This window comes from Nocardia sp. NPDC004711 (assembly GCF_053601595.1).
The window spans coordinates 1-20413 of the sequence record NZ_JBSGCB010000031.1; the positions used below are offsets into that span (position 1 = coordinate 1).

Here is a 20413-nt window from a genome sequence, read left to right on the forward strand (position 1 = left end):
ACCCAACATCACTTTCTTCCTCTGCAAATTGCGCGTTTGGTCCCTTCAGGGGCGGGCCCCCCCCCGGGGGGGGGCCCCCCCCCCTGCCGGGTGGGATTCGACGATGACGCCGCGTCGGTCAGTTGGCCGTCGCAGGGATCAGTGGCCGTCGCAGGGATCAGTGGCCGCCCCGGGACGCGGAGAACGCCTCAGCCGCGCAGGGACGTGGTGACGGTATCGGCCGCGGCAATGGTGGCGGTGGCCAGCTCGTGCAGGCGGGCGGCGGGGAGATTGGTGTCGGGGCAGGAGACGATCGACGCGATGACCGAGCCGTCGGAGGCGAAGATCGGGGCGGCCACCGAGACGACCGCATTGTGGTCGCCGAGTTCGTCGGGGAGATAGTCGATGGTGATGAGGTCGGCGATCATGGCGCTGAGACGGTGCCGCAGCGGATCGGTGACAGGGGAATGGCGAAGCGCCCCCAGGGCTTCCAGCATGGGGGCGGACTCGTCGGCGAGGCGTTCGACGGAATAGCCGCGGGCGGCGATGACGTCGAGGACCGCGGTGAGGCGGGGGCGGTGGCGCGGGTCGGCGGCCTGCAGCCAGGTCTCCCGCTCGGATTCCGGTGCCCAGGCGATGAATTCGCGGCAGACCGGCGGTGCGAACGGCATCCGGCGGGCGGGGCGGATCCACGGGACCGATGGGGTGCCGAGCACCTCGGTGATGACGATGGCCTCCTGTTCCCGCTCGGCCAGGAAGATGGGGACGCCGTGCGCGGCGGCCAGCGCGTGCATGGGCTCCACGGCCAGACGGCGCAGCGGAAAAGCGGTGTCGGCCCGCCGTGCCACGGCCAGTAGTCCGAGGCCGAGGCTGTAGTTCCCCTCGCTGTCGCGCACGGTCCAGCCGTCGGCGGTGAGCTGGGCGAGCACGGCGTGCGCGGTGGCCCGGGACATGCCGGTGGCGCGCACGATGCGGGCCAGGGAGAGGCGCTCGCCGGAATGCCGCGACAGCAACTCGATCGCCTGCACGACCCGGTGGGTCGGCGGTGAGGCGGGCGCGGAACCTGCTCCGGCCGCCGTTCCCGGTTCGGAAGCCACAGGGGCGGTGGTGGATTCAGGCAACTCGATCCCTGCTGGTGTCGGTCCCGGCGCTGCGGGAGGTTCGCGCCCGATCGTATCGACCGGGGTATCGGTCATCCGCACCGGAGTGGCCCGGATCCGGTGTGCCCGAGCTACTCCGATGCGCGGCAATTCGGGCGCGGGTATTGACCGTCGCCCGGTACCGACTTATCGTCAGTGTCACATTATCGAACAATAGCGTCGAATATTCGACACCGCAAGGTCGAATGACCGGACGGATCGGATGACGCGGCGAATGGGACGAGAGATGCGCACGGGATATGAGCTGTCGCACCTGAACGCCTTGGAGGCGGAATCGGTGCACATCATCCGGGAGGTGGCGGCCACCTTCGAGCGGCCGGTGCTGCTGTTCTCCGGTGGTAAGGACTCGGCGGTCATGCTGGAGCTGGCGCGGCGGGCGTTCTGGCCCGCGCCGTTGCCGTTCCCGTTGCTGCACATCGACACCGGGCGCAATTTCGACGAGGTCATCGACTTCCGGGACCGCACCGTGGCGCGGCTGGGCGCCCAACTGCTGGTCGGCAGCGTGCAGGACGATATCGACGCGGGCCGGGTCACCGAACGGCCGGGTGAGACCCGAAACCGGCTGCAGACCACCACCCTGCTGCGCACCATTCGCGAGCACCGCTTCGACGCGGTATTCGGCGGGGCGCGCCGCGACGAGGAGAAGGCGCGCGCCAAGGAGCGGGTGTTCAGCTTCCGCGACGAGTACGGCGCGTGGGAACCGCGGGCCCAGCGCCCCGAGGTGTGGAACCTCTACAACGGCCGGCACCGCAAGGGTGAGCACATCCGGGTGTTCCCGCTGTCGAACTGGACCGAGCTCGACATCTGGGAGTACATCGACCAGGCCGAGGTGGAGCTGCCGTCGCTGTACTACGCGCACCGGCGCACCGTGGTGGCGCGCGACGGAATGCTGCTGGCGGACAACCGATTTCTGGAGTTCGGCCCGGAGGAGAAGCGCTTCGAGGCCACCGTGCGCTTCCGGACCCTCGGCGATGCCGACTGCACCGGTTGCGTGGAATCCACCGCGGCCGACCCCGCCGAGGTGATCGCCGAAACCGCCGCCACCCGGCTGACCGAGCGCGGCGCCACCCGCGCCGACGACCGCATCTCGGAGTCCGGCATGGAAGATCGCAAGCGAGAGGGCTATTTCTGATGCGTCGCAACCTGTTACGACTGGCCACCGCGGGCAGCGTGGACGACGGTAAATCGACCCTCATCGGGCGGTTGCTGTTCGACTCCAAGAGCCTGTTCAGCGATCAGCTGGATGCCATCGAGCGCGCGAGCCTGTCGCGCGGCGGCGACGGGCCGGACCTGTCGCTGGTGACCGACGGCCTGCGCGCCGAACGCGAGCAGGGCATCACCATCGATGTCGCGTACCGCTACTTCGCCACGCCGCGAAGGAAATTCATCATCGCCGACACGCCGGGGCACGTGCAGTACACCCGGAACATGGTGACCGGCGCCTCCACCGCCGACCTGGCGCTCATCCTGGTCGACGCGCGCAAGGGCGTCTCCGAGCAGACCCGCCGCCACGCCTTCCTGTCCTCGCTGCTGGGGGTCGGCCACCTGGTGCTGTGCGTGAACAAGATGGACCTGGTCGACTGGTCCGAGCAGCGGTTCGAGGAGATCCGGTCGGAATTCGCGGATTTCGCCACCAAGCTGGATGTCGGCGATCTGAGCTTCATCCCGGTGTCGGCGCTGCACGGCGACAATGTGGTGGATCCGTCCGCGCGCACCGCCGACTGGTACCCGGGCCCGCCGCTGCTGCGGCACCTGGAAGAGGTGCACGTGGCCTCAGACCGCAACCTCATCGACAACCGGCTGCCGGTGCAGTACGTCATCCGCCCGCACGGGCAGAGCCAGCGCAGCTACGCGGGCACCGTCGCGGGCGGCATCTTCAAACCGGGCGACGAGGTCGTGGTGCTGCCGTCGGGGCGCACCAGCCGGGTCAACCAGATCTGGGGGCCGGGCGGCGGGAAGGTCGACGAGGCCTTCACCGGTATGGCGGTGTCGCTGACCCTGGACGACGAAATCGATATCGGCCGTGGCGATATGCTCGCCCGGCCCGGCAACCAGCCGCACGCCGATCGTGAGCTCGACGCCATGGTGTGCTGGTTCTCCGACGACACCGAACTGCGGGCCGGCAACTCCTACGCCATCCGCACCGCCACCCAGACCTCCAAGGTGGAGGTGAGCGAGCTGGACTACCGGCTGGACGTGAACACCCTGCACCGGCAGACGGACGCGGATCGGCTGGGGCTCAACGACATCGGGCGCGTCACGATCAAGAGCCGGCAGTCGCTGCTGTTCGACCCGTACCGGGAGAACCGCGCCACCGGCAGCTTCATCCTCATCGACGAGACCACCGATCAGACGGTGGCCGCGGGCATGATCACCGGACGCTCCACGGGCGCACCGCGGGTCGGGCAGAAGGCCTCGAATGTGGTGTGGCACAGCTCCGCCGTGGAGCGCGGGCAGCGGCTCAGCACCGGCGCGACCGTGTGGCTGACCGGGCTGTCGGGCTCCGGGAAGTCCACCATCGCCGTCGAATTGGAGCGGCAGCTCATCGAATCCGGGCAGCCCGCCTACCTGCTCGACGGCGACAACCTGCGGCACGGGCTGAACAAGAACCTCGGCTTCACCGACGAGGACCGCCGCGAGAACATTCGCCGCGTCGCCGAGGTGGCGGCGCTGTTCGCGGATGCCGGCGTGGTCGCCATCGTCTCGCTCATCAGCCCGTTCCGGGCCGAACGGCGCGAGGCGCGCAAGCTGCACGACTCCAGGAATCTGTCGTTCCGGGAGATCTTCGTGGACACCCCGCTCGAGGAGTGCGAGCTGCGCGACTCGAAGGGCCTGTACAAGCGGGCCCGCGCCGGGGAGCTGCGCGAATTCACCGGCATCAGTTCGCCCTACGAGCGGCCGGAATTCGCCGACCTGACCATCACCCCCTCGGCCGGGACGCCGGCCGAGATCGCCCATCGAATTCGAGAGATCCTAGGAATCGCTGAAAGCTGATGACAGATATAGAAAAGGCCGAGCTGCCTCTCACCGAGCCGTTCCTCGCGGCCGTTGCCGAGGCCGAGAAGCTCATCGCCGGCGCCGACTTCATCCGTGACCCGCACGACCTGGCGGAGGGCTACGACTACCTGCAGGCCGGCATCGCTGCGGTGCTGCAGCTGTCGCGGGCGCACGGCACCTCGCACCCGTACCTGGTGACCGCCACCGGGCCCTACACCAAGATGGGCCTCGACAACCCGGACACGTTGTACTACAGCGCCAATATCGAGCCGAACGCGGAATACCTGCTCACCGGCGTGCGCGGCAGCACCGTCGACCTGAGCTTCCAGGTCCTCAAGGGCGACTACACCGCATCCGACGTCCCGAACGGTGACGACGCGTTCGACGACCGGCGGCTGCAGATCGACGCGGACGGCAGCTACCAGCTGCGTTTCGGGCCGCCCAAAGAGAATCCGGAGCCGAACTACTTCGTGCTCCCCGAGGGCGCGTCCATGCTGGCCGTGCGCGAGGTGTACGGCGACTGGAATACCGAGCGCAAGGGCAGCATTCGCATCGAGCGGGTGGACACCATCGGCACCGCGCCGGTCGAGGCGGGCGTGGAACAGCTGCGCAAGCGGTACCGGGCCGCGGGGCGGATGCTGCTGACCCGGGTGCACACCTGGTTCAACTTCCCGAAGTGGTTCTACCTGAACCTGCCGGTCAATACGTTGACCGAGCCTCGGCTCACGCCGGGCGGGCTGAGCACCCAGTACTCCTCCGTCGGGCATTTCGAGCTGGACGACGATCAGGCGCTCATCATCACCGTGCCGAAATCCAATGCGCCGTATCAGGGTTTCCAGCTGGGCAGCCGCTGGTACATCTCCCTGGACTACGTCAACCACCAGACCTCGCTGAATCATCAGCAGGCGCAGGTGGATCCGGACGGGATGATCCGCATGGTCGTCTCGGCGCGGAACCCGGGCGTGGCCAACTGGATCGAGACCACCGGGCGCAAGCTCGGCATCCTCCAGTTCCGCTGGCAGCGGGTCTCGCGGCCGATGACGCCGGAGGACGGGCCGACCATCGAGCTCGTTCCCTTCGACAAAGTGGCTGAACGACTGCCCAACTTCGAACACAATCGGATCGACGAGGCCGGATGGCGCGAGCGGATCGCCGCTCGCCAGCGCGCCTTCGCGGAAAGGATGCTGGGATGAGCCGCCTGAAGACGGGTCTGCTGGCCGACAAGGTCGTGGTGGTCAGCGGCATTGGGCCCGGTCTCGGTCGCTCCATCGCGCTGGAGGCCGCGGCGGCCGGGGCCAAGGTCGTGCTGGCGGCGCGCACCGAGTCGCGGCTGAAGGAGGTCGCCGACGAGATCGCGGCCGAGGGCGGTGCGGAAACCCTCTGCGTGCCCACCGATATCACCGATGAGGCCACGGTCCAGAACCTGGCGAAGCAGACCCTGGAGACCTTCGGCCGGGTCGACGCCCTGGTGAACAACGCCTTCAAGGTGCCGTCCATGAAGCCGCTGGCGCGCACCGACTTCGAGCAGATCCGCGAGAGCGTGGACCTGACCGTGCTCGGCAATCTCCGCATGACGCAGGCGTTCACCGACGGGCTGGCCGAGACCAAGGGCTCGGTCGTCATGGTCAACTCCATGGTGCTGCGGCACTCCGAACCCCGCTACGGCAGCTACAAGGTCGCCAAGGCGGCCCTGCTGGCCATGTCGCAGACCCTGGCGACCGAGCTGGGCGAGAAGGGGATTCGCGTCAACAGCGTGCTGCCCGGCTACATCTGGACCGACCAGCTGAAGTGGTATTTCAGCGAGATCGCCAAGAAGTACGGCATCACCGAGGAACAGGTCTACCAGCAGACCGCGTCCAAGTCCGACCTGAAGCGGCTGCCGCTGCCCGATGAGATCGCCCAGACCATCGTCTTCCTCATGTCGCCGTGGGCCAATGCCATCACCGGGCAGACCATCGACGTCAACTGCGGCGAATACCACGTCTGAGCAAGGAGTTTCACCACTATGAGCGGACGTACCAACGTCGGCACCGTCGAGGATCTGCACCACTCGGCGTCGAAAGTCTGCGGCCTCACCGACTTCGGGTCCGACGACTACCTGGAGGCGCTCGGCGTCCTGCTGGAGTCCTACCAGCGTGACGCCGGGCTCACCGAGCTCGGCTCCAAGATGAGCCGGTACTTCCTGCGCGGGGCGCTCGTCGCCCGCGCCCTGAGCGAAGCCTCCTGGCAGGCCAACCCGGCCTACACCGAAACCCAGGTCACCAGGCCGATTTTCGTGACCGGGCTGCCCCGCACCGGCACCACCGCCCTGCACCGGCTGCTCGCCGCCGACCCGCAGCACCAGGCGCTGGAGATGTGGCTCGCCGACTTCCCGCAGCCGCGGCCGCCGCGCGAGACCTGGGCCGACAATCCGGTCTACCAGGCGGTCGACAAGGGGTTCGCCCAGCACCGGATCGAGAACCCGGAATTCATGGGCGTGCACTACATGACCGCCGCCGAGGTCGAGGAGTGCTGGCAGCTGCTGCGCCAGACGGTGAAATCCATCTCCTACGAGTCGCTGGCCTACCTGCCGAGCTATTCGCAGTGGCTGCGCAAGCAGGACTGGACGGATGCCTATGCGCGGCACAAGGCGAACCTGCAGCTCATCGGCCTGGGTGACAACCGGCGCTGGGTGCTGAAGAACCCCAGCCACCTGTTCGCCCTCGACGCGCTCATGAAGGTGTACCCGGACGCGCTGATCATCCAGACCCACCGCGACCCGGTCACCATCGTCGGCTCCTCGTGCAGCCTGTCCGAGCAGGCCACCGCGGGCTGGTCCACGACCTTCGTCGGCGAGAAGATCGGTGAATCACAGCTCGAACTGTGGTCCCGCGGCCTGCGCGAATTCAATACCGCGCGAGCCCGGTACAACCCGGACCAGTTCCTCGACATCGAATTCGACGAACTCCGCGCCGACCCCTTCGCCACGGTCGAGAAGATCTACTCGAAATTCCGCCTGGACTACACGGATTCGGCCCGCACCGCCATGACCACCCTCGATGAGGAGAGCAAGTCCGGCGACCGCAAACCGGTCCACAAGTATTCTCTGGCCGACTATGGCCTCACCGAAGACCAGGTCCGAGCCGAATTCGAGCTCTGACCAACCCATCTCGGACGGCCGGGTGCGCACCTCGCGCACCCGGCCGTCCGCGCTGTGGCGGGTCTGTCGCCGCGGTCGATTCGACCGTGATCAACCTCTGGCCCTCACGTCGGGTGCGCGACCGGGGAGGTCACCGCGCTCAGTCCGGCGAACAGTACGGTCAAGCCGCGCTGCATGATCGCCTCGACCTCGGCGAAATCGGTCGACTCGGCCCTGAGGATCCAGTGCGTATAGGCCTGGCGGCTGGTCTGTACCACCAGTTGGGCAGGCAGTTCGCGCAGGAACGGATCGGTGCCGAGATCCATACGCGCGGAGAGGAATTCGGTGATGGGCTCGTAGAGCCATTCGCCCCACTCCAGCCATCGACGCCGGTATTCGGGTGTGTTGATCATCAGCGTCATGAAGGTCCGATCGAAGTCGAACGACTGCCGTTGATGGACCTCGGTGGTGAATGCGTGGGTCAGGACGTAGGCCGGGTCGGCGTCGATGGGCGCCTTCGCGAGCACCTCGCGCACGAGCTGCTCACTGCGACGGAACAAGGGGAGCACCACGTCCTCCTTCGTCGCGAAGTAGCGGTGGAAGGTGCGTGGCGCGATTCCGACCGTCTCGCAGATGCGTTCGACCGTCGCGGAGGTGTCGCCGTCGGCGACGAACAGGGTGTGGGCCGCGAGCGCGATGGTCAGGCGTAGGTCTTCGGCCCGCTTGGTGGCCAGCTTCGCCTTGGCCGGGTTGCTCACGACGGGTCCTCCTCATTCCTGGTGGCGCCAACCGTAACGCCGTACCGGCAGCCCCTGGGGCGACGGGCTGGAATCCGGAGAAACGGGTCGAGTGGTGCCTTTTCCGGGCAATGTGGTCGTGCTCACGCCCTGCGTGTCATATTCTGCCACAAATGGCAGATCCTGACATTGATGTTCGAAGGCAGGTGGACCGTGGCAACGACGACACGAACTCACGACGGCCCAGCGGCCATGATCGATCGGGTGGCGTCGCTGCTCGATGCCTTCGACGGGCCGAGATCGCTGACATTGGCGGAGATCGCGCAGCGGGCCGGGCTGCCACGGTCGTCGACGCATCGGATTCTGCGGCGTCTGGTGGAACTGGGCTGGGTGGAGCGTGAAGGTTTCGAGTACGGGCTCGGCTTGCGAATGTTCGAACTCGGTGCGCAGGTGGCCCCGCAGCGCCGGTTGCGCGAGACCGCCGCACCGGTGCTGACCGCACTACATCTACGCACGGGTTTGACCGCGCACCTGAGCATTCTGACCGGGCCGGATGTGCTGCACCTCGAGCGATTGGGTCCACCGCCCGGGCCGGGAGCCGGATGGTCGGTCGGGGCGCGCCAGGCCGCGGCCCTGACCGCGCCGGGGCGGGCGCTGCTGGCCGGGCTCGACCCGCAGCGGTGGCCCGAACTGTCGTTCCAGCAGGCGCCGACCTGCTACAGCGTGCGCTCGTCGCGACAGCTGGCGCGGGAACTGGGCACCGTTCACGACCGTGGCGGTGTCGCGGTCGACTCGCAGGGCTGCGTACTGGGTGTCACGGTCGTGGCCGCGGCCATCGGCGGGCTGTGCGAGAGCGCACCGGCCGCGGTATCGCTGTCGGGTCCGACCCGGTCGGTATCCATCGAAAACGCTACGGCCGCAGTGCGAAGCGCCGCGGTCGATATCCGGCGACGCCTGCTGGGGTTGCGGCCGAACGCCCGCACCGGGAAAGCCTCCGGTGCGGGCGTGCTCGATTCGTGCTCATGACATCTGCGCGGCGGCTGCGCTCATGACATCGGCGCGGCGGCTGCGCTCATGACATCTGCGCGGCGGCTGCGCGGGCCAGATTGGCTCGGACCTCGGCATTCCAGGCCTCGGCCGGGCGGGTGGTGTCGAGTTCGTATTCGAATCGATCGACCATCGCCGGTTCGATATCGGCCTGGTCGACGTAGAACTGCTGATACCAGCGGCGCAACTGATAGACCGGGCCGTCTTCCTCGCAGAGCAGCGGATTGTCGATGCGCGCCTTGCGTTTCCAGATCGCCACGTCCTGCTCGAAGCCGACCTTGACCCAGTCGCCCATCGCACGGGCGCCGGCCATGGCTTCCTCGGCGTCGAGACCGGCGGGGATCTCGACCATGATGCCGTACTGCAGGACGAAGGAGTTCGCGTCGATCGGATAGTGGCAGTTGATCAAAACTGTTCTGTGGTCGCCGTTTTCATAGCGATAGAGCAGGTCGTCGATCATGAACGAGGGGCCGTAGTACGACGCAACCGACTGTGTGCCGAGCAGTTTCGGCTCGCCGACCGGTCCCGGCAGATCCGCACGCGCACCGCTGTCGAAGTACTGGGTCGCTACATGCCCTTCGAACACGTTGCGGAAGTAGGTGGGCAACGAGCCGTGCACGTAGAAGAAGTGCGCCATATCGACGATATTGTCGACGATTTCACGGCAGTTGGTGTCGACGACGGTGGTGTACCAGTGCCAATCGGTCCACCCTTCGCTGCCGGCCGACTCGATGCGGGGAATGGCGACCTCCGGTGGCGGCGGATTGCCCTCGGGGTCGTTCCACACGAACAGCATCCCGTCCTGCTGCAGTGTGTTCCACGCTCGGGTACGTGCCAGCGGCGGGACGCGGCGGCCGTAGGGAATCTGCTTGCAGCGGCCGTCCCCGCCCCAGCGCCAGTCGTGAAACGGGCACGCGATCTCGTCGCCTTTGACTTCGCCGTCGGACAGATCCCCGCCCATGTGCCGGCAGTAGGCGTCCAGCGCATTCAGGGTGCCGTCCGCCCCGGCGAAGACCACCAGCTTCGTCCCGAACGCCCGGATGGAATGCGGCTTGCCGTCGGCGAAGTCGCGCACCAACCCCAGACAGTGCCAGCCTCGCGCGAAGCGGGCCGGTGCCGGTTCGGCTTCGACCCGGCGGAACTCGTCACGCATCGTTGTCATAGGTACCGTCCTCGCTCGGTGTGGATGCGGAACACCAACTCACGGGCCCGTCATCGGGGCCGATCCCGCATATTTCCCGTTATAACGGTGGAAAAACTCATGCCGCACAGACGATTTCACTGACTGGAAGAGTGGAGAAAACTCCTCCATGGGGTCTCGGTGACCGGAACGTGAACCGGTGGTCGCCCCCGGTTCGCCGCTTATCGTGCCGATCGCCAGGGGGCGAGGAGGAGTTCGCAGGCGCGGTGGACGTCGGCGAGGGCTTGGTCGATGGTCAGGCGGCCCGCGATGGTCCAGGTGAGAATGCCGTAGACGCACTGCTCCAGCAGACGTGCCAGGCGGTGGTCCTCGTCGGCCGGGTTCGTGATGCCCGCGGCGGCCAGGATGCGTTCGGGCATCACCTGATCCGTGACCAGAGCTGCCGCGGCGGAAGCCGGCTCGGGGGACGACGGATCGTGCGGCAGGGCGTGGCCTTCGGCACGCACCGCGTTCATCGACACCATCATCGCCCGGGCCAGCAGGGGGTGGCGCAGCAGCTCACCGATCGCACGGCTCAGGAACTCGGTGGCACCGGTGACCGGGTCGCCGGGAACCGCTGCGGGGTGCGGCAATTCGCGGACCGCCCCATCGAGGACCGCCGCGAACAGGTGGTTCTTGGACGGGTAGTACCGGTACAGCGTGCCCAGCGCGACCCCTGCGGACTGCGCGACCTCGCTCATCTGCACCCGCTCCAGGCCGTGCTCGGCGCCCAGCCGGGCGGCAGCGCGCAGGATCGCGCGCTGCCGCTCCAGTTGCCGGGCCGTCGAGACGCGGCCGGGGGCGCGGGAGTCCTGAATGCGCGGCATGAAACCACCTTCTGTCCGATAACTAGAATTCACTCTAGTTTTTCCGGGCGGAAGTTTGTAGAACTGGAAGGGACCGAGTTCGATCTCACAGGTGAGGAAGTAGCGATGAACGGTGTGGACCCGCAACGTTATGGGCCGTGGGCGGTCATCACCGGGGGATCGGAGGGGGTCGGCCGGTCGTTCGCGTTGGAGCTCGCCGGGGCCGGGATCGCGCTGCTGCTGGTGGCGCGGCGGCTCGAACCGCTCGAGGCGACGGCCGCGGAATGTCGGGAGCTGGGGGTCGAGGTACGCACGCTCGCAATCGATCTGACCGCCGCCGATGCGGTGGGCGAGATCGTCGCCGCGGTCGCCGACGTGGAGGTCGGCCTGCTGGTTCTCAACGCCGGGGCCAATACCCACAGCGCGCCCTTCGTGGATGGGGATCTGACCGCGTTCGGGCAGGTCATCGATTTGAACATCACCTCGCCGCTCGGGCTGATCCACCACTTAGGGCGCGCCATGAAAGCCCGTGGACGAGGCGGGATTCTGCTGGTCGGGTCGCTGGCCGGGTATCTGGGCTCGCAGCACCACACCGTGTACGGCGGGGTCAAGGCGTTCGGGCGGATCTTCGCCGAGAGCCTGTGGCTGGAGCTGGGGGAGTACGGGGTGGATGTGCTCGAACTGGTGCTCGGCGTGACCCGGACACCGGCCATGGAACGCGTCGGACTCGACTTCACCGTGCCGGGGATGACGGTGTCCGAGCCCGATGACGTGGCGCGCGAAGGACTTTCGCGGCTCGGGCACGGGCCGGTGCACATCATGTCCGGCAACGAGGCGGGAGCCGCCCAGCGCAATGACCCGGATCGGGCGGCCGCCGTGCTGCGCGCCGACAAGGGCATGCGGCGGCTCATGGGTCTGCCGGAACGGGTGGTGCGATGAGTATCCGGCTCGGTCTGTCCACGCCGATCGTGGTGCAGGTGCCCGGCGTCGCCTCGCCCTGGGAGGCCACCGCCGGCCCCGAGGATCTGACCCGGATCGCCACGGCCGCCGATGAACTCGGCTTCGACCACCTCACCTGCTCCGACCACGTCGGTGTGCCCGCGGCGGCCGCCTCGGTGCGCGGCGCGACCTATTGGGACCCGCTGGCCACCCTGGCGTACCTGGCGGCGCACACCACCCGGATCCGGCTCGCCACCTCGGTGCTGGTGCTCGGCTACCACCATCCGGTGGCGCTGGCCAAGAGCTACGGCACCCTCGACCGGCTCAGTGGCGGCCGGGTAGTGCTCGGGGTCGGAGTGGGCTCTCTCGCCGAGGAATTCGCCCTGCTCGGCGCGGCCTGGGAGGACCGGGGCGCGCGGGCCGATGCGGCGCTGACCCGATTGCGCCGGGCCTGGGGTCGCCGCGATGTCGAAGGCTTCGTGCTGGAACCGCACGCCACCGCCACCACCGTGCCGATCTGGGTCGGCGGGCGCACTCGCCGGTCGCTGCGCCGCGCGGTGTCGCTGGGGAGCGGCTGGGTGCCGTTCGGCCTGCCCGCCGACCAGATCGCGGATCTGCTCGCCACGGTGACCGTGCCCGACGGTTTCGATGTGGTGCTCACGCCCGGCGTGCCGCTGGATCCGCAAGGGAACGCCGAGGATTCCGTGCGCCGGCTGGCAGCGCTGCGGGCGGCCGGGGCGACCCACCTCACCTGCACGGTCCGGGCCACCGATGCCGTCCACTACTGCGATCAGCTCGCCGCGCTGCGCGATCTGGTCGACCGTCATCTCCTGTAGCAGAAGGATTTCCATGATCGAAGAGCGTCTCGCCGTGCTCGAGGACCGGTTGCGCCGGGTCGAGGACGAGCTGGCCATCACCCGTCTGATCGCGTCCTACGGCCCGCTGGTCGATGCCGGGGCCGCCGAGGCGGTCGCCGAATTGTGGACCGAGGACGGCGAATACGACGTCGAGGGCTGGCACATGCGCGATCGCGGGCAGGTCCGCGACATGGTCGAATCGCAGGCGCACCAATCGCTCATCGCCGCCGGATCGGCGCACTTCCTGGGTCCGGTGTCGGTCACCGTGGACGGGGACACCGCGGACGCGGTGTGCGAATCGCTGCTGGTCCGGCGGCGGGACGGCGGATTCTTCGTGTGGCGGGCCGGGGCGAATCACTTCCGCCTGGTCCGCACTTCCGAGGGCTGGCGGATCGCGCAGCGGATCACCCGGGCGCTGGATGGCTCCGAGACCGCCCGAAAACTGCTCATTGCGCCCTGGACCAGCGGAGATGTCGTTTCCGAATGGAAATGAGGGTCCCCTAACGACGCCGCCGATTCTTCCAGCTATGGTTAGCATCACCTAACGCCGCACCTGGGCGTTTGCTGGAAGGACCTGAAATGAACGGACGCTCGAGCGGCATGCCGCCGGTGCGCAAGACCCTGCTGCGCGTGTCGGCACTGGGCGCAGCGCTGGTGGTCGCGGCGGCATGCAGCAATACGAAGTCGAACAACGACGACGTGAAGGCGCTCGACGGAAACCATTACGCCCAGGTCAATATCGCCTCCAGCAAGGAGTCGGACAAGGCGCAGTTCACCGACCCGAAGTTCATCAACGCCTGGGGCATCGCGGACCGTCCCAAGGGCGCCGGCGGGCACTTCTGGGTCGGCGCGGGCGGCTACTCCTACCAGTTCGTCGGTGACGTCACCAAGTCGCCGGATGCCAAGTACCAGAAGATGTTCCAGGACCCGCTGAAGCTGGTCACCATCCCGGGCGCGGACTCCATCCCGGACGACGACGGCGACGACAGTGAAGGCAAGACCACCGGCGTCGTCTTCAACTCGGCCCCCATCACCTCCGACATCTTCGCGGTGAAGGACCAGCCGGTCAGCTACGACGGCAAGAACGAGAAGCTCACCGGCTCCGCGCGATTCATCTTCGCCACCGACTCCGGCAAGATCTCCGGCTGGACCGAGCAGGGCGCGGGCGGCGCCATCGTCCGCCACGACGGCCCGGCCGTGCTCGAATACGACGGCACCGCCGCGGGTATGAAGTTCAAGGGCATCGCCCTGGACCCGTCCGGTGCCAAGCTGCTGGCCGCCGACTTCGGCAAGGACCCGCAGGTCCGCACCTTCGACAAGGACTGGAAGCTGGTGCCCACCACCGGTTTCGCCAACCCGTTCGCCACCGGTGACGCCATCGACCCGGCCGACGCGTCCAAGGGGAAGAAGGTGAAGGTCGGCGACCCGGCACCCTTCAATGTCGCCACCATCGGCGACCGCGTCTTCGTCAGCTACGCCGTCACCCAGTCCGAGGGCGGCGACCCGAACAAGCTGAAGGCCGGCGAAGAGGACAAGCTCGACAAGGACCAGGAGAAGAACGCCGGCAACAAGGCCAAGAAGGGCCAGGTCGCCGAATTCGACAAGAACGGCAAGCTGGTTCGCACCCTCGACGCCGACGGCCGCCTCAACGCGCCGTGGGCCGTCACCATCGCCCCGCAGGGCTTCGGCCCGCTGTCGGGCAAGCTGCTGGTCGGCAACTTCGGCGGCGCGGGCCACATCCTGGCCCTCGACGACCAGTCCGGCAAGTTCGTCGACTACCTGCGCGACGCCGACGGCAAGCCCGCCGAGATCGAGGGCCTCTGGGGCCTCATGTTCGGCAACGGTGAGAGCCTCGGCGACGCCGACGCCCTCTACTTCACCGCGGGCCCCAACGACGAGAAGGACGGCCTCTTCGGCAGCCTCCGCCTGAAGTAACCCGCGAAAGCCCCGGGCCCCGAGTCGATTCCGGCTCGGGGCTCACGCTTTTTCCGGGGCAGGCTCGTCGCCGGGGTCAGCTCGCGCCGACACCGAGCGCGGTGAGCAGGACCAGCACCACGGTGACGACGGCGAAGACCCCGTGCCCGCCCACGACCAGGACGGGGAAGTGGCGTTCGGCCGGTTCGGACTGCGGGACACCGGCTGCCCGGCCCCGATAGACCGGCAGCCAGCGCAGCAGCATGAAGAAGCCGAGCAGTGCCACCGGAATCAGCAGCGCGAAGGCGACCCAGGCGACGGCCTTGGTGCTGACCACCAGATAGATGATCCACAGCACCAGCCCGGCCACGGCCAGCAGGAAGTGGCCGAAGATGACGGGCGGGGGCAGATGGCTGGAACTCGGTTGCCGGACACCGCCTTTGGCGATCCAGGTGCCGAGCAGAACGAAACCGCCGGCCGCGGTGAGCAGCCAGGTGATGAGTGCCGCGATGGCCATGATCAACTCCTGTCGAGAGAGGGACGGGGATTCAGCGCTGGAAACCCGTGGCCTGGGTGGTCTCGTCGGCGACCCGGACGCCATAGCGATAGGCGAGTTTGCCGCCGAGATAGCCGGATACGGTCAGGGCCGCGAGGGCCGCCACCGACAGCAGCAGCGGACCCCACGGCACCGGACCGGGCGTGCCCTCGGCTCGCCGCCAGACGAAATCCAGTGCGAAGGCGACGGTCACCGCGAGGTTGAGGCTCAGATGGACCAGGCCGGTGCGGAAGGCCGGGGTTCCGGCCGGGATGGCCAGGAAGTCCAGGAATCCGACGGTGGCCGCCGCGAGTGCGCCGAGCACGCCGATGGCGATCAGCCACAGCGCGCCGCGCGCCAGGAACTCCGGATCACCGACCAGGTGTGAGGCGAAGTCGAAGATCAGGCTCGCCACCCAGGTCCCGATGGGCACGGTGACCAGGATCGGATGGAACGGATGGCCGTACGGCCCGGTCAGCGCCGCGCTCACCGGGCGCTTGGCCTGGTACGGATCAGGCTCGGCCTGCTGCGGATCAGCCGTCACGACAACCTCCCAACCAGCCTTGAATTCAGGAAATAATTCTTGGCGTAATTACCCGGACTGGTCAAGGACTACACGCTGGAGCGGTGCGCAATACTTTTCGGCCAAGATGATGGGCGCTATTGTGGTCGCGTGACCAGTGCTTCCGCGATCGGTGCCGTCGCCGTCCTCGATGACGACCTGCGGCGCGGCATGTACTGGTACATCCGCCGCGCCCGCCGCCCCGTCACCCGCGACGAGGCCGCCGCCGAGGTCGGCATCTCCCGCAAACTCGCCGCCTTCCACCTGGACAAGCTCGTCGACGCCGGCCTGCTGCGCGCCCGCTACGAGGCCGTCGGCGCCCCCCGTCGCGTCGGCCGTACCCCCAAGGTCTACGAACCCGCCGAAACCGATGTGCGCGTGAGCATTCCGGAACGCCGCTACGAGGTGCTGGCCGAAATCCTGATGAGCGCGGTGCTCGGCGAGGGCGCGGACGAGACCGCCCGGGACGTCGCCGTCCGCGTCGCCACCGAGCGCGGCACCGCCCTCGGCGCCGCCGAACGTGACCTCCGCAAACCCGGCCGGCTCGGCCCCGAACGCGCCCTCACCCTCCTCCAGGCCCTACTGTCCGACCAGGGCTTCGAACCCGGCCGCCCGGCCCCGTCCTGCATCCGCCTGCACAACTGCCCCTTCCACCCCCTCGCCGCCTCCGCCCCCGAACTCGTCTGCACCCTCAACCATGCCTACCTCTCCGGCATCCTCGACGGTCTGGGTGCGAACACCGTCGAAGCCGTGCTGGCTCCGGCCCCCGGTGAATGCTGCGTCGAACTGCGCCCGGCGGCCGACCGCCCGGACCACCCTTCGCCCGCCCCGGGCTCATCGGCAGCCTCCGCCTGAGCGAGATGCGGCTATTCCATGGTCTTCCCGATCAGGAACAGCGTGAGGACGATGCCCATCACCACGACCAGTCCGTAGTGGCCGGCCGACCGGCCGTAGTCATAGGTGGAGGCGGCGACGACGATCGTCATGATCAGGAAAAGAAAGCGCTTCACCACAGACCCCCACAGGCTCGTTCCCAACCGTACGAGCGGTGGATTCGGTTGTGCCACAGCGTAATGGGTGAAAGGCAGCGCAGTGGCAGCGGCCCGCCCGAACCGCCCGAACCGGGCGCGTCGGGGTGGAAACGGGGCAGCGGTCACCGGGGAATCAGGGTGCGCGACCGATGAATCCGAGACTGTCGCCACGTCCTATGAACAACCGCGCGGCCCACCTCGACCCATTCGCAAGGAGCACACCGATGCGCAAGATCACCGCAGGACTGTTCATCTCCCTCGACGGCATCGTCGCCGACCCGCAGGACTGGCACTTCCCCTACTACAACGACGAGATGGGCGAGGCCGTCTCGGCCCTGGTCGCCACCGCCGACACCCTGCTGTTCGGCCGCGTCACCTACGACTCGTTCGCGGGCGCGTGGCCCGAACGCGAGGCCGCCGGAGCCGAGGACGCGGGTTTCGCGAAGGCGCTCGGCGATCTGCGCAAGATCGTGTTCTCCCATCGCGAACTCGACTTCACCTGGCGCAATTCCGAACAGCCCCAAGGTGATCTGGTGGCGACCGTGGCCGCCCTCAAGGCCGAACCGGGCGGCGACATCTCGCTCAGCGGCTCGACCTCGATCGTGCGCCAGCTGCTGGCGGCCGCGCTCATCGACGAACTGCACCTGTTCGTGCACCCCATCGCCCTGCGCAGCGACGGCCTGCGGCTCTTCGACGAGGGCACTCCCGTCCCGCTGCGGCTGCTGTCGGCCACGCCGTTCAAAACCAGTGTGCTGCACCTGATCTACGGCCCCGCCGACGCTCCCGAGGAGGCCGGCTACGAGGACGCGCGAGCGCACCTCGCCTGAGCAGCCGCGCGGCCCCGAACCAGCGAGTAGGTCAGAGGTGTGCCAGCATCGGCCGCATGGCGATCTCTGTGGAGTCTGTTGCACATATCCGGCTCACCGTGGGTGACATCGGGCGGTCGAGAGCCTTCTACGATGCGGTCTTCGGGTGGCCGGTGGCGCTGGAGATCGCGGCCGACGCGGACGACGACACCCGACGGCGGCTGAGCTTCCTGCACGGCGGGGTGATCTACCGGATGGCGCAGGGGCTGATCGGTCTGCGGCCGGTCGGAACCGATCGGTTCGACGAGGACCGTGTCGGTCTCGACCATCTCGCCTTCCCGGTCGGGTCACTGGCCGAATTGGAGGCTGCCGCAGCGCATCTCGATGCCTGCGGGGTCGCGCACGAGGACATCAAGGACATCGGCGCCAGCTACATCCTGGAGTTCCGGGACCCGGACAACATCGCACTGGAGTTGATTGCGCCGAAGTAGGTGCCGGGCCCGGGGCTACTTCATGGCCTTGCCGACGAAGAACATGGTCAGGACTGCGCCCAGGGCTATTGCCGCGCCGTAGTGGCCGGGGGCGAGGGCGTAGGTGTAGGTCGACGCGGCGAGGATGATCGCGGCGGCGAGGAATAGCAGGCGCTTCGCTTTGGGCTCCACAGGCTGGAATTCAACCGTAGGAGGAGGCGGATTCCGGGGCGCCACGGCGGCGGAGGTCAAGGGTGGGAGCGGGTCCGCCGACGGCGGGCCCGCTCCTTGTCGGGCAGTGGCGCTCCGACCGGTTACTTGCCGAAGGATCCACCGGCCGAGCCGCTGGCGACCAGGCAGAGCGGATTGTTGACCATGAGCATTTGCGCCGAGCCCGAGGACGAACCGGTGATGCCGGAGTCGATGGCGGGTGTGTTCGGCGGTGTAGCAGCGGGATCACCGGAACCGCCGAGTCGCACCGAGCGGCCGTCGGAGTTCGGATCCGCCGGTGCACCCAGCAGGTCCAGTACCGTCGGGGTGATGTCGGCCAGGGTGTAGCCGTTGTTCTGCGCCCCCGCGGCGAAGTCCGGCCCCCGCGCGATCATGAAACTCGCTGTCTCGTAGGCGCTCTGACCGCCGTGGCCGCCCTCGGGCTTGTGCCCGTGGTCCGTGGTCACCAGGATCGTCCAGCGCTCGCCGGCGTGCGTCCGGGCGCGGTCGTCGACCGCCTTGGTGATCTTGCCGACCAGCGTGTCCACCCGGCCGATGGCATCCCGGTACGCCTGCGGCCAGATGCCGCGCAGGGTGTGGCCGACGATATCGACCTGATCGAGGTGGGTGAACACGAAATCCGTGCCGTCGTCGGTGATGGCGGACACCACCTGCGCCGCGGCATTCGAATCCGCGGTCGTCTCACAGACTCCCGCGCCGGTCGGATCGACCTGCGTCACGGACACCCTGTCCGCCGCGGGATTTCCGGTCCGGGCGATCATGCCGATCTTGTCCCAGGTACCCAGCGACGCGGTGGCCAGGCTCGGCTTCGCGCGCTCCAGCTGCGTGAACACCGTCGGATACTGTGCGAAAGGCGCAGGGGTGCAGGTGGAGTCATTGTCCTTGATGCCGTGCTTGGTATCCCAGACCCCGGTCAGGGCCGTCGCCCAGGAGACGCACGACATGGTGGTGTGCGGGGCGATGGAGGTCCGCGCCAGGGTGCCCTGGGCCGCGAGCAGGCCCAGGTTCGGGGCATTGGCCGCCTGCACCTCGCTCCACAGCGTGCCGTCGATGCCGATCACCACGACCTTGTTCACCACGGGTGCGGCCGTCGCCGGGGCGGCCGTGGCCAGCGGGAGTGCGGCCAGCGCGGCGGCGGCCACCAGTGCACGAGTACGAGACATGCGCGGCAACCTAGCCGGGGTTCGGCACTTCCGCAGCAAATTCGGACAATTGACCAGAACTGTCCCGCTGAGTGAAACGCCAGCGGGTCGCATCCCCTAGTCGGAGCGGGGGTTCGAGCGGGTCTGCCGCCGCCGGGCCCGCTCCTTCTCGATGGCGTCGAAGCGGAGTTGCAGGCCGTCGGTGAAGGCCGACAGCGCCAATTCGAAACTCTCCGAATCGATCTCGTCGGCCTTGGCGCGCAGCAGATGCGCCTGCTCCAAATGCGGGTAGCGGTCGCGGTAGACCTGGACGTCGTCGACGAAACCGCGGGAGAACGAGCCCATGGTGGCGCCCATGACCAGGTAGCGGGTGGCCGCGCCGATCATGGTGGCGTCGCGCGGGGGCCAGCCCGCGGAGACCAGGCCGCCGTGGACGGCGTCGGCGGCGCGCAGGTTCTCGTCGCGGGTGCCGGGCCCGGCGGCCAGGTAGGCGACGAAGTTGGGGTGCCGGACCAGGGCGTCGCGGTAGGAGTGGGCCCACGAGATGAGGCCGGCGCGCCAGCCCTGGTCGAAGGCCGACACATCGACCCGCGCCATGAGACCGCCCGCGATGTCGTCGAGGACGGCGTCCTTGGTGGGGTAGTGGGTGTAGAGGGAGGCGGCCTGCACACCCAGTTCGGCGGCGAGCTTGCGCATGGACAGCTCGGCGAGCCCGTCGCGATCGATCAGGGTCAGGGCCGCGTCGCGAATCCGTTCGCGACTCAGCAGCGGCACCTTCGGCCTGGCCATCCGGCTCACCTCCTTCGATGGAAGACCTCGGCGATCCCCCGGCGGACGTCGAATTTATCACCCGGTCCTTGATTAACCGAACACTGTTAGGATAACTTTCGCGTCATAAACCT

22 protein-coding genes are annotated in these 20413 nt (G+C 68.1%); 13 read left to right on the forward strand and 9 right to left on the reverse strand.

Features of this window, described 5'->3' with window-relative positions; genetic code table 11:
- Positions 1-188: 188 nt before the first annotated feature.
- Positions 189-1076: a helix-turn-helix domain-containing protein gene (locus ACWEKS_RS28770; protein ID WP_452342976.1), complete on the reverse strand. Its 888-nt coding sequence runs from the start codon at positions 1074-1076 to the stop codon at positions 189-191.
- A 289-nt stretch (positions 1077-1365) separates the two neighbouring features.
- Here ACWEKS_RS28770 and cysD point away from each other — a divergent pair, with 289 nt between their 5' ends.
- From cysD to ACWEKS_RS28795, 5 genes are read left to right on the forward strand one after another with little or no spacing between them, the layout of a single operon-like run.
- Complete coding sequence (gene cysD, locus ACWEKS_RS28775) at positions 1366-2271, forward strand: sulfate adenylyltransferase subunit CysD (protein WP_354851579.1); 906 nt, start codon at positions 1366-1368, stop codon at positions 2269-2271.
- Positions 2271-4133, forward strand: a complete 1863-nt coding sequence (cysC, locus tag ACWEKS_RS28780; RefSeq protein WP_452342977.1) for an adenylyl-sulfate kinase — start codon at positions 2271-2273, stop codon at positions 4131-4133. Before cysD ends, cysC begins: the two co-directional genes overlap by 1 nt.
- On the forward strand, positions 4133-5329 hold the full coding sequence (locus tag ACWEKS_RS28785) for a hypothetical protein (protein WP_452342978.1): 1197 nt from the start codon (positions 4133-4135) through the stop codon (positions 5327-5329). Before cysC ends, ACWEKS_RS28785 begins: the two co-directional genes overlap by 1 nt.
- The gene (locus ACWEKS_RS28790; protein ID WP_452342979.1) at positions 5326-6123 is read left to right on the forward strand and encodes an SDR family oxidoreductase; all 798 of its coding nucleotides are present in this window, start codon (positions 5326-5328) and stop codon (positions 6121-6123) included. The genes ACWEKS_RS28785 and ACWEKS_RS28790 overlap by 4 nt, the downstream gene beginning before the upstream one ends.
- Before the next feature lie 18 nt (positions 6124-6141).
- On the forward strand, positions 6142-7275 hold the full coding sequence (locus ACWEKS_RS28795) for a sulfotransferase family protein (RefSeq protein WP_452342980.1): 1134 nt from the start codon (positions 6142-6144) through the stop codon (positions 7273-7275).
- Between the two features lie 104 nt (positions 7276-7379).
- Here ACWEKS_RS28795 and ACWEKS_RS28800 read toward each other — a convergent pair whose 3' ends face one another.
- Positions 7380-8012, reverse strand: coding sequence for a TetR family transcriptional regulator (locus tag ACWEKS_RS28800; RefSeq protein ID WP_452342981.1), 633 nt, complete (start codon positions 8010-8012; stop codon positions 7380-7382).
- A 171-nt stretch (positions 8013-8183) separates the two neighbouring features.
- Between ACWEKS_RS28800 and ACWEKS_RS28805 the strand changes: the two genes are divergently transcribed.
- Complete coding sequence (locus ACWEKS_RS28805; RefSeq protein ID WP_452342982.1) at positions 8184-9017, forward strand: IclR family transcriptional regulator; 834 nt, start codon at positions 8184-8186, stop codon at positions 9015-9017.
- A 46-nt stretch (positions 9018-9063) separates the two neighbouring features.
- Here ACWEKS_RS28805 and ACWEKS_RS28810 read toward each other — a convergent pair whose 3' ends face one another.
- Together ACWEKS_RS28810 and ACWEKS_RS28815 are read right to left on the reverse strand one after the other, a co-directional pair.
- Complete coding sequence (locus tag ACWEKS_RS28810) at positions 9064-10200, reverse strand: Rieske 2Fe-2S domain-containing protein (RefSeq protein WP_452342983.1); 1137 nt, start codon at positions 10198-10200, stop codon at positions 9064-9066.
- Positions 10201-10400: 200 nt separating this feature from the next.
- Positions 10401-11045, reverse strand: coding sequence for a TetR family transcriptional regulator (locus ACWEKS_RS28815; RefSeq protein WP_452342984.1), 645 nt, complete (start codon positions 11043-11045; stop codon positions 10401-10403).
- A 105-nt stretch (positions 11046-11150) separates the two neighbouring features.
- Between ACWEKS_RS28815 and ACWEKS_RS28820 the strand changes: the two genes are divergently transcribed.
- The 4 genes from ACWEKS_RS28820 (at position 11151) to ACWEKS_RS28835 (ending at position 14755) form a co-directional block, all read left to right on the forward strand.
- A complete protein-coding gene (locus ACWEKS_RS28820; RefSeq protein ID WP_452342985.1) occupies positions 11151-11963 on the forward strand; it encodes an SDR family NAD(P)-dependent oxidoreductase in 813 nt (270 codons plus the stop codon).
- A gap of 2 nt (positions 11964-11965) precedes the next feature.
- Positions 11966-12799 carry a TIGR03619 family F420-dependent LLM class oxidoreductase gene (locus ACWEKS_RS28825; RefSeq protein WP_452343063.1) on the forward strand — a complete coding sequence of 278 codons (834 nt, stop codon included), beginning with the start codon at positions 11966-11968 and terminating at the stop codon, positions 12797-12799.
- A 13-nt stretch (positions 12800-12812) separates the two neighbouring features.
- Entirely contained in the window at positions 12813-13313 is a 501-nt protein-coding gene (locus ACWEKS_RS28830) for a nuclear transport factor 2 family protein (RefSeq protein ID WP_452342986.1), read from the forward strand.
- Between the two features lie 86 nt (positions 13314-13399).
- The gene (locus ACWEKS_RS28835) at positions 13400-14755 is read left to right on the forward strand and encodes a TIGR03118 family protein (RefSeq protein ID WP_452342987.1); all 1356 of its coding nucleotides are present in this window, start codon (positions 13400-13402) and stop codon (positions 14753-14755) included.
- Between the two features lie 76 nt (positions 14756-14831).
- Here ACWEKS_RS28835 and ACWEKS_RS28840 read toward each other — a convergent pair whose 3' ends face one another.
- Both ACWEKS_RS28840 and ACWEKS_RS28845 read right to left on the reverse strand, forming a co-directional pair.
- Entirely contained in the window at positions 14832-15251 is a 420-nt protein-coding gene (locus ACWEKS_RS28840; protein ID WP_452342988.1) for a hypothetical protein, read from the reverse strand.
- A gap of 31 nt (positions 15252-15282) precedes the next feature.
- The gene (locus ACWEKS_RS28845) at positions 15283-15813 is read right to left on the reverse strand and encodes a DUF2231 domain-containing protein (protein ID WP_452342989.1); all 531 of its coding nucleotides are present in this window, start codon (positions 15811-15813) and stop codon (positions 15283-15285) included.
- Positions 15814-15942: 129 nt separating this feature from the next.
- On the opposite strand from ACWEKS_RS28845, the gene ACWEKS_RS28850 reads away from it, so the two are divergent.
- The 3 genes from ACWEKS_RS28850 to ACWEKS_RS28860 all read left to right on the forward strand — a co-directional run bounded on the left by ACWEKS_RS28850 (position 15943) and on the right by ACWEKS_RS28860 (position 18159).
- Positions 15943-16686 (forward strand): helix-turn-helix transcriptional regulator, encoded by a 744-nt coding sequence (locus ACWEKS_RS28850; RefSeq protein ID WP_452342990.1) that lies wholly within the window; start codon positions 15943-15945, stop codon positions 16684-16686.
- A gap of 400 nt (positions 16687-17086) precedes the next feature.
- On the forward strand, positions 17087-17689 hold the full coding sequence (locus ACWEKS_RS28855; RefSeq protein WP_452342991.1) for a dihydrofolate reductase family protein: 603 nt from the start codon (positions 17087-17089) through the stop codon (positions 17687-17689).
- A 56-nt stretch (positions 17690-17745) separates the two neighbouring features.
- A complete protein-coding gene (locus ACWEKS_RS28860; RefSeq protein ID WP_452342992.1) occupies positions 17746-18159 on the forward strand; it encodes a VOC family protein in 414 nt (137 codons plus the stop codon).
- Between the two features lie 15 nt (positions 18160-18174).
- Here the strand turns inward: ACWEKS_RS28860 and ACWEKS_RS28865 are convergent, their stop codons facing one another.
- The 3 genes from ACWEKS_RS28865 to ACWEKS_RS28875 form a co-directional block, all read right to left on the reverse strand.
- Positions 18175-18330, reverse strand: coding sequence for a hypothetical protein (locus ACWEKS_RS28865; protein WP_452342993.1), 156 nt, complete (start codon positions 18328-18330; stop codon positions 18175-18177).
- A 122-nt stretch (positions 18331-18452) separates the two neighbouring features.
- Positions 18453-19532, reverse strand: coding sequence for an alkaline phosphatase family protein (locus tag ACWEKS_RS28870; RefSeq protein WP_452342994.1), 1080 nt, complete (start codon positions 19530-19532; stop codon positions 18453-18455).
- A 96-nt stretch (positions 19533-19628) separates the two neighbouring features.
- Positions 19629-20300, reverse strand: a complete 672-nt coding sequence (locus ACWEKS_RS28875; RefSeq protein ID WP_452342995.1) for a TetR/AcrR family transcriptional regulator — start codon at positions 20298-20300, stop codon at positions 19629-19631.
- Positions 20301-20413 lie beyond the last annotated feature (113 nt).

What these genes read in the sequence shown, in the direction of transcription:
- ACWEKS_RS28860 (WP_452342992.1), top strand. Translation starts at nt 17,746, where the DNA reads ATGGCGATCTCTGTGGAGTCTGTTGCACATATCCGGCTCACCGTGGGT.
- ACWEKS_RS28830 (WP_452342986.1), top strand. Translation starts at nt 12,813, where the DNA reads ATGATCGAAGAGCGTCTCGCCGTGCTCGAGGACCGGTTGCGCCGGGTC.
- ACWEKS_RS28805 (WP_452342982.1), top strand. Translation starts at nt 8,184, where the DNA reads ATGTTCGAAGGCAGGTGGACCGTGGCAACGACGACACGAACTCACGAC.
- ACWEKS_RS28790 (WP_452342979.1), top strand. Translation starts at nt 5,326, where the DNA reads ATGAGCCGCCTGAAGACGGGTCTGCTGGCCGACAAGGTCGTGGTGGTC.
- ACWEKS_RS28810 (WP_452342983.1), bottom strand. Translation starts at nt 10,200, where the DNA reads ATGACAACGATGCGTGACGAGTTCCGCCGGGTCGAAGCCGAACCGGCA.
- ACWEKS_RS28820 (WP_452342985.1), top strand. Translation starts at nt 11,151, where the DNA reads ATGAACGGTGTGGACCCGCAACGTTATGGGCCGTGGGCGGTCATCACC.
- ACWEKS_RS28795 (WP_452342980.1), top strand. Translation starts at nt 6,142, where the DNA reads ATGAGCGGACGTACCAACGTCGGCACCGTCGAGGATCTGCACCACTCG.
- ACWEKS_RS28815 (WP_452342984.1), bottom strand. Translation starts at nt 11,045, where the DNA reads ATGCCGCGCATTCAGGACTCCCGCGCCCCCGGCCGCGTCTCGACGGCC.
- ACWEKS_RS28875 (WP_452342995.1), bottom strand. Translation starts at nt 20,300, where the DNA reads ATGGCCAGGCCGAAGGTGCCGCTGCTGAGTCGCGAACGGATTCGCGAC.
- ACWEKS_RS28835 (WP_452342987.1), top strand. Translation starts at nt 13,400, where the DNA reads ATGAACGGACGCTCGAGCGGCATGCCGCCGGTGCGCAAGACCCTGCTG.
- ACWEKS_RS28870 (WP_452342994.1), bottom strand. Translation starts at nt 19,532, where the DNA reads ATGTCTCGTACTCGTGCACTGGTGGCCGCCGCCGCGCTGGCCGCACTC.
- cysC (WP_452342977.1), top strand. Translation starts at nt 2,271, where the DNA reads ATGCGTCGCAACCTGTTACGACTGGCCACCGCGGGCAGCGTGGACGAC.
- ACWEKS_RS28855 (WP_452342991.1), top strand. Translation starts at nt 17,087, where the DNA reads ATGCGCAAGATCACCGCAGGACTGTTCATCTCCCTCGACGGCATCGTC.
- ACWEKS_RS28840 (WP_452342988.1), bottom strand. Translation starts at nt 15,251, where the DNA reads ATGGCCATCGCGGCACTCATCACCTGGCTGCTCACCGCGGCCGGCGGT.
- cysD (WP_354851579.1), top strand. Translation starts at nt 1,366, where the DNA reads ATGCGCACGGGATATGAGCTGTCGCACCTGAACGCCTTGGAGGCGGAA.
- ACWEKS_RS28785 (WP_452342978.1), top strand. Translation starts at nt 4,133, where the DNA reads ATGACAGATATAGAAAAGGCCGAGCTGCCTCTCACCGAGCCGTTCCTC.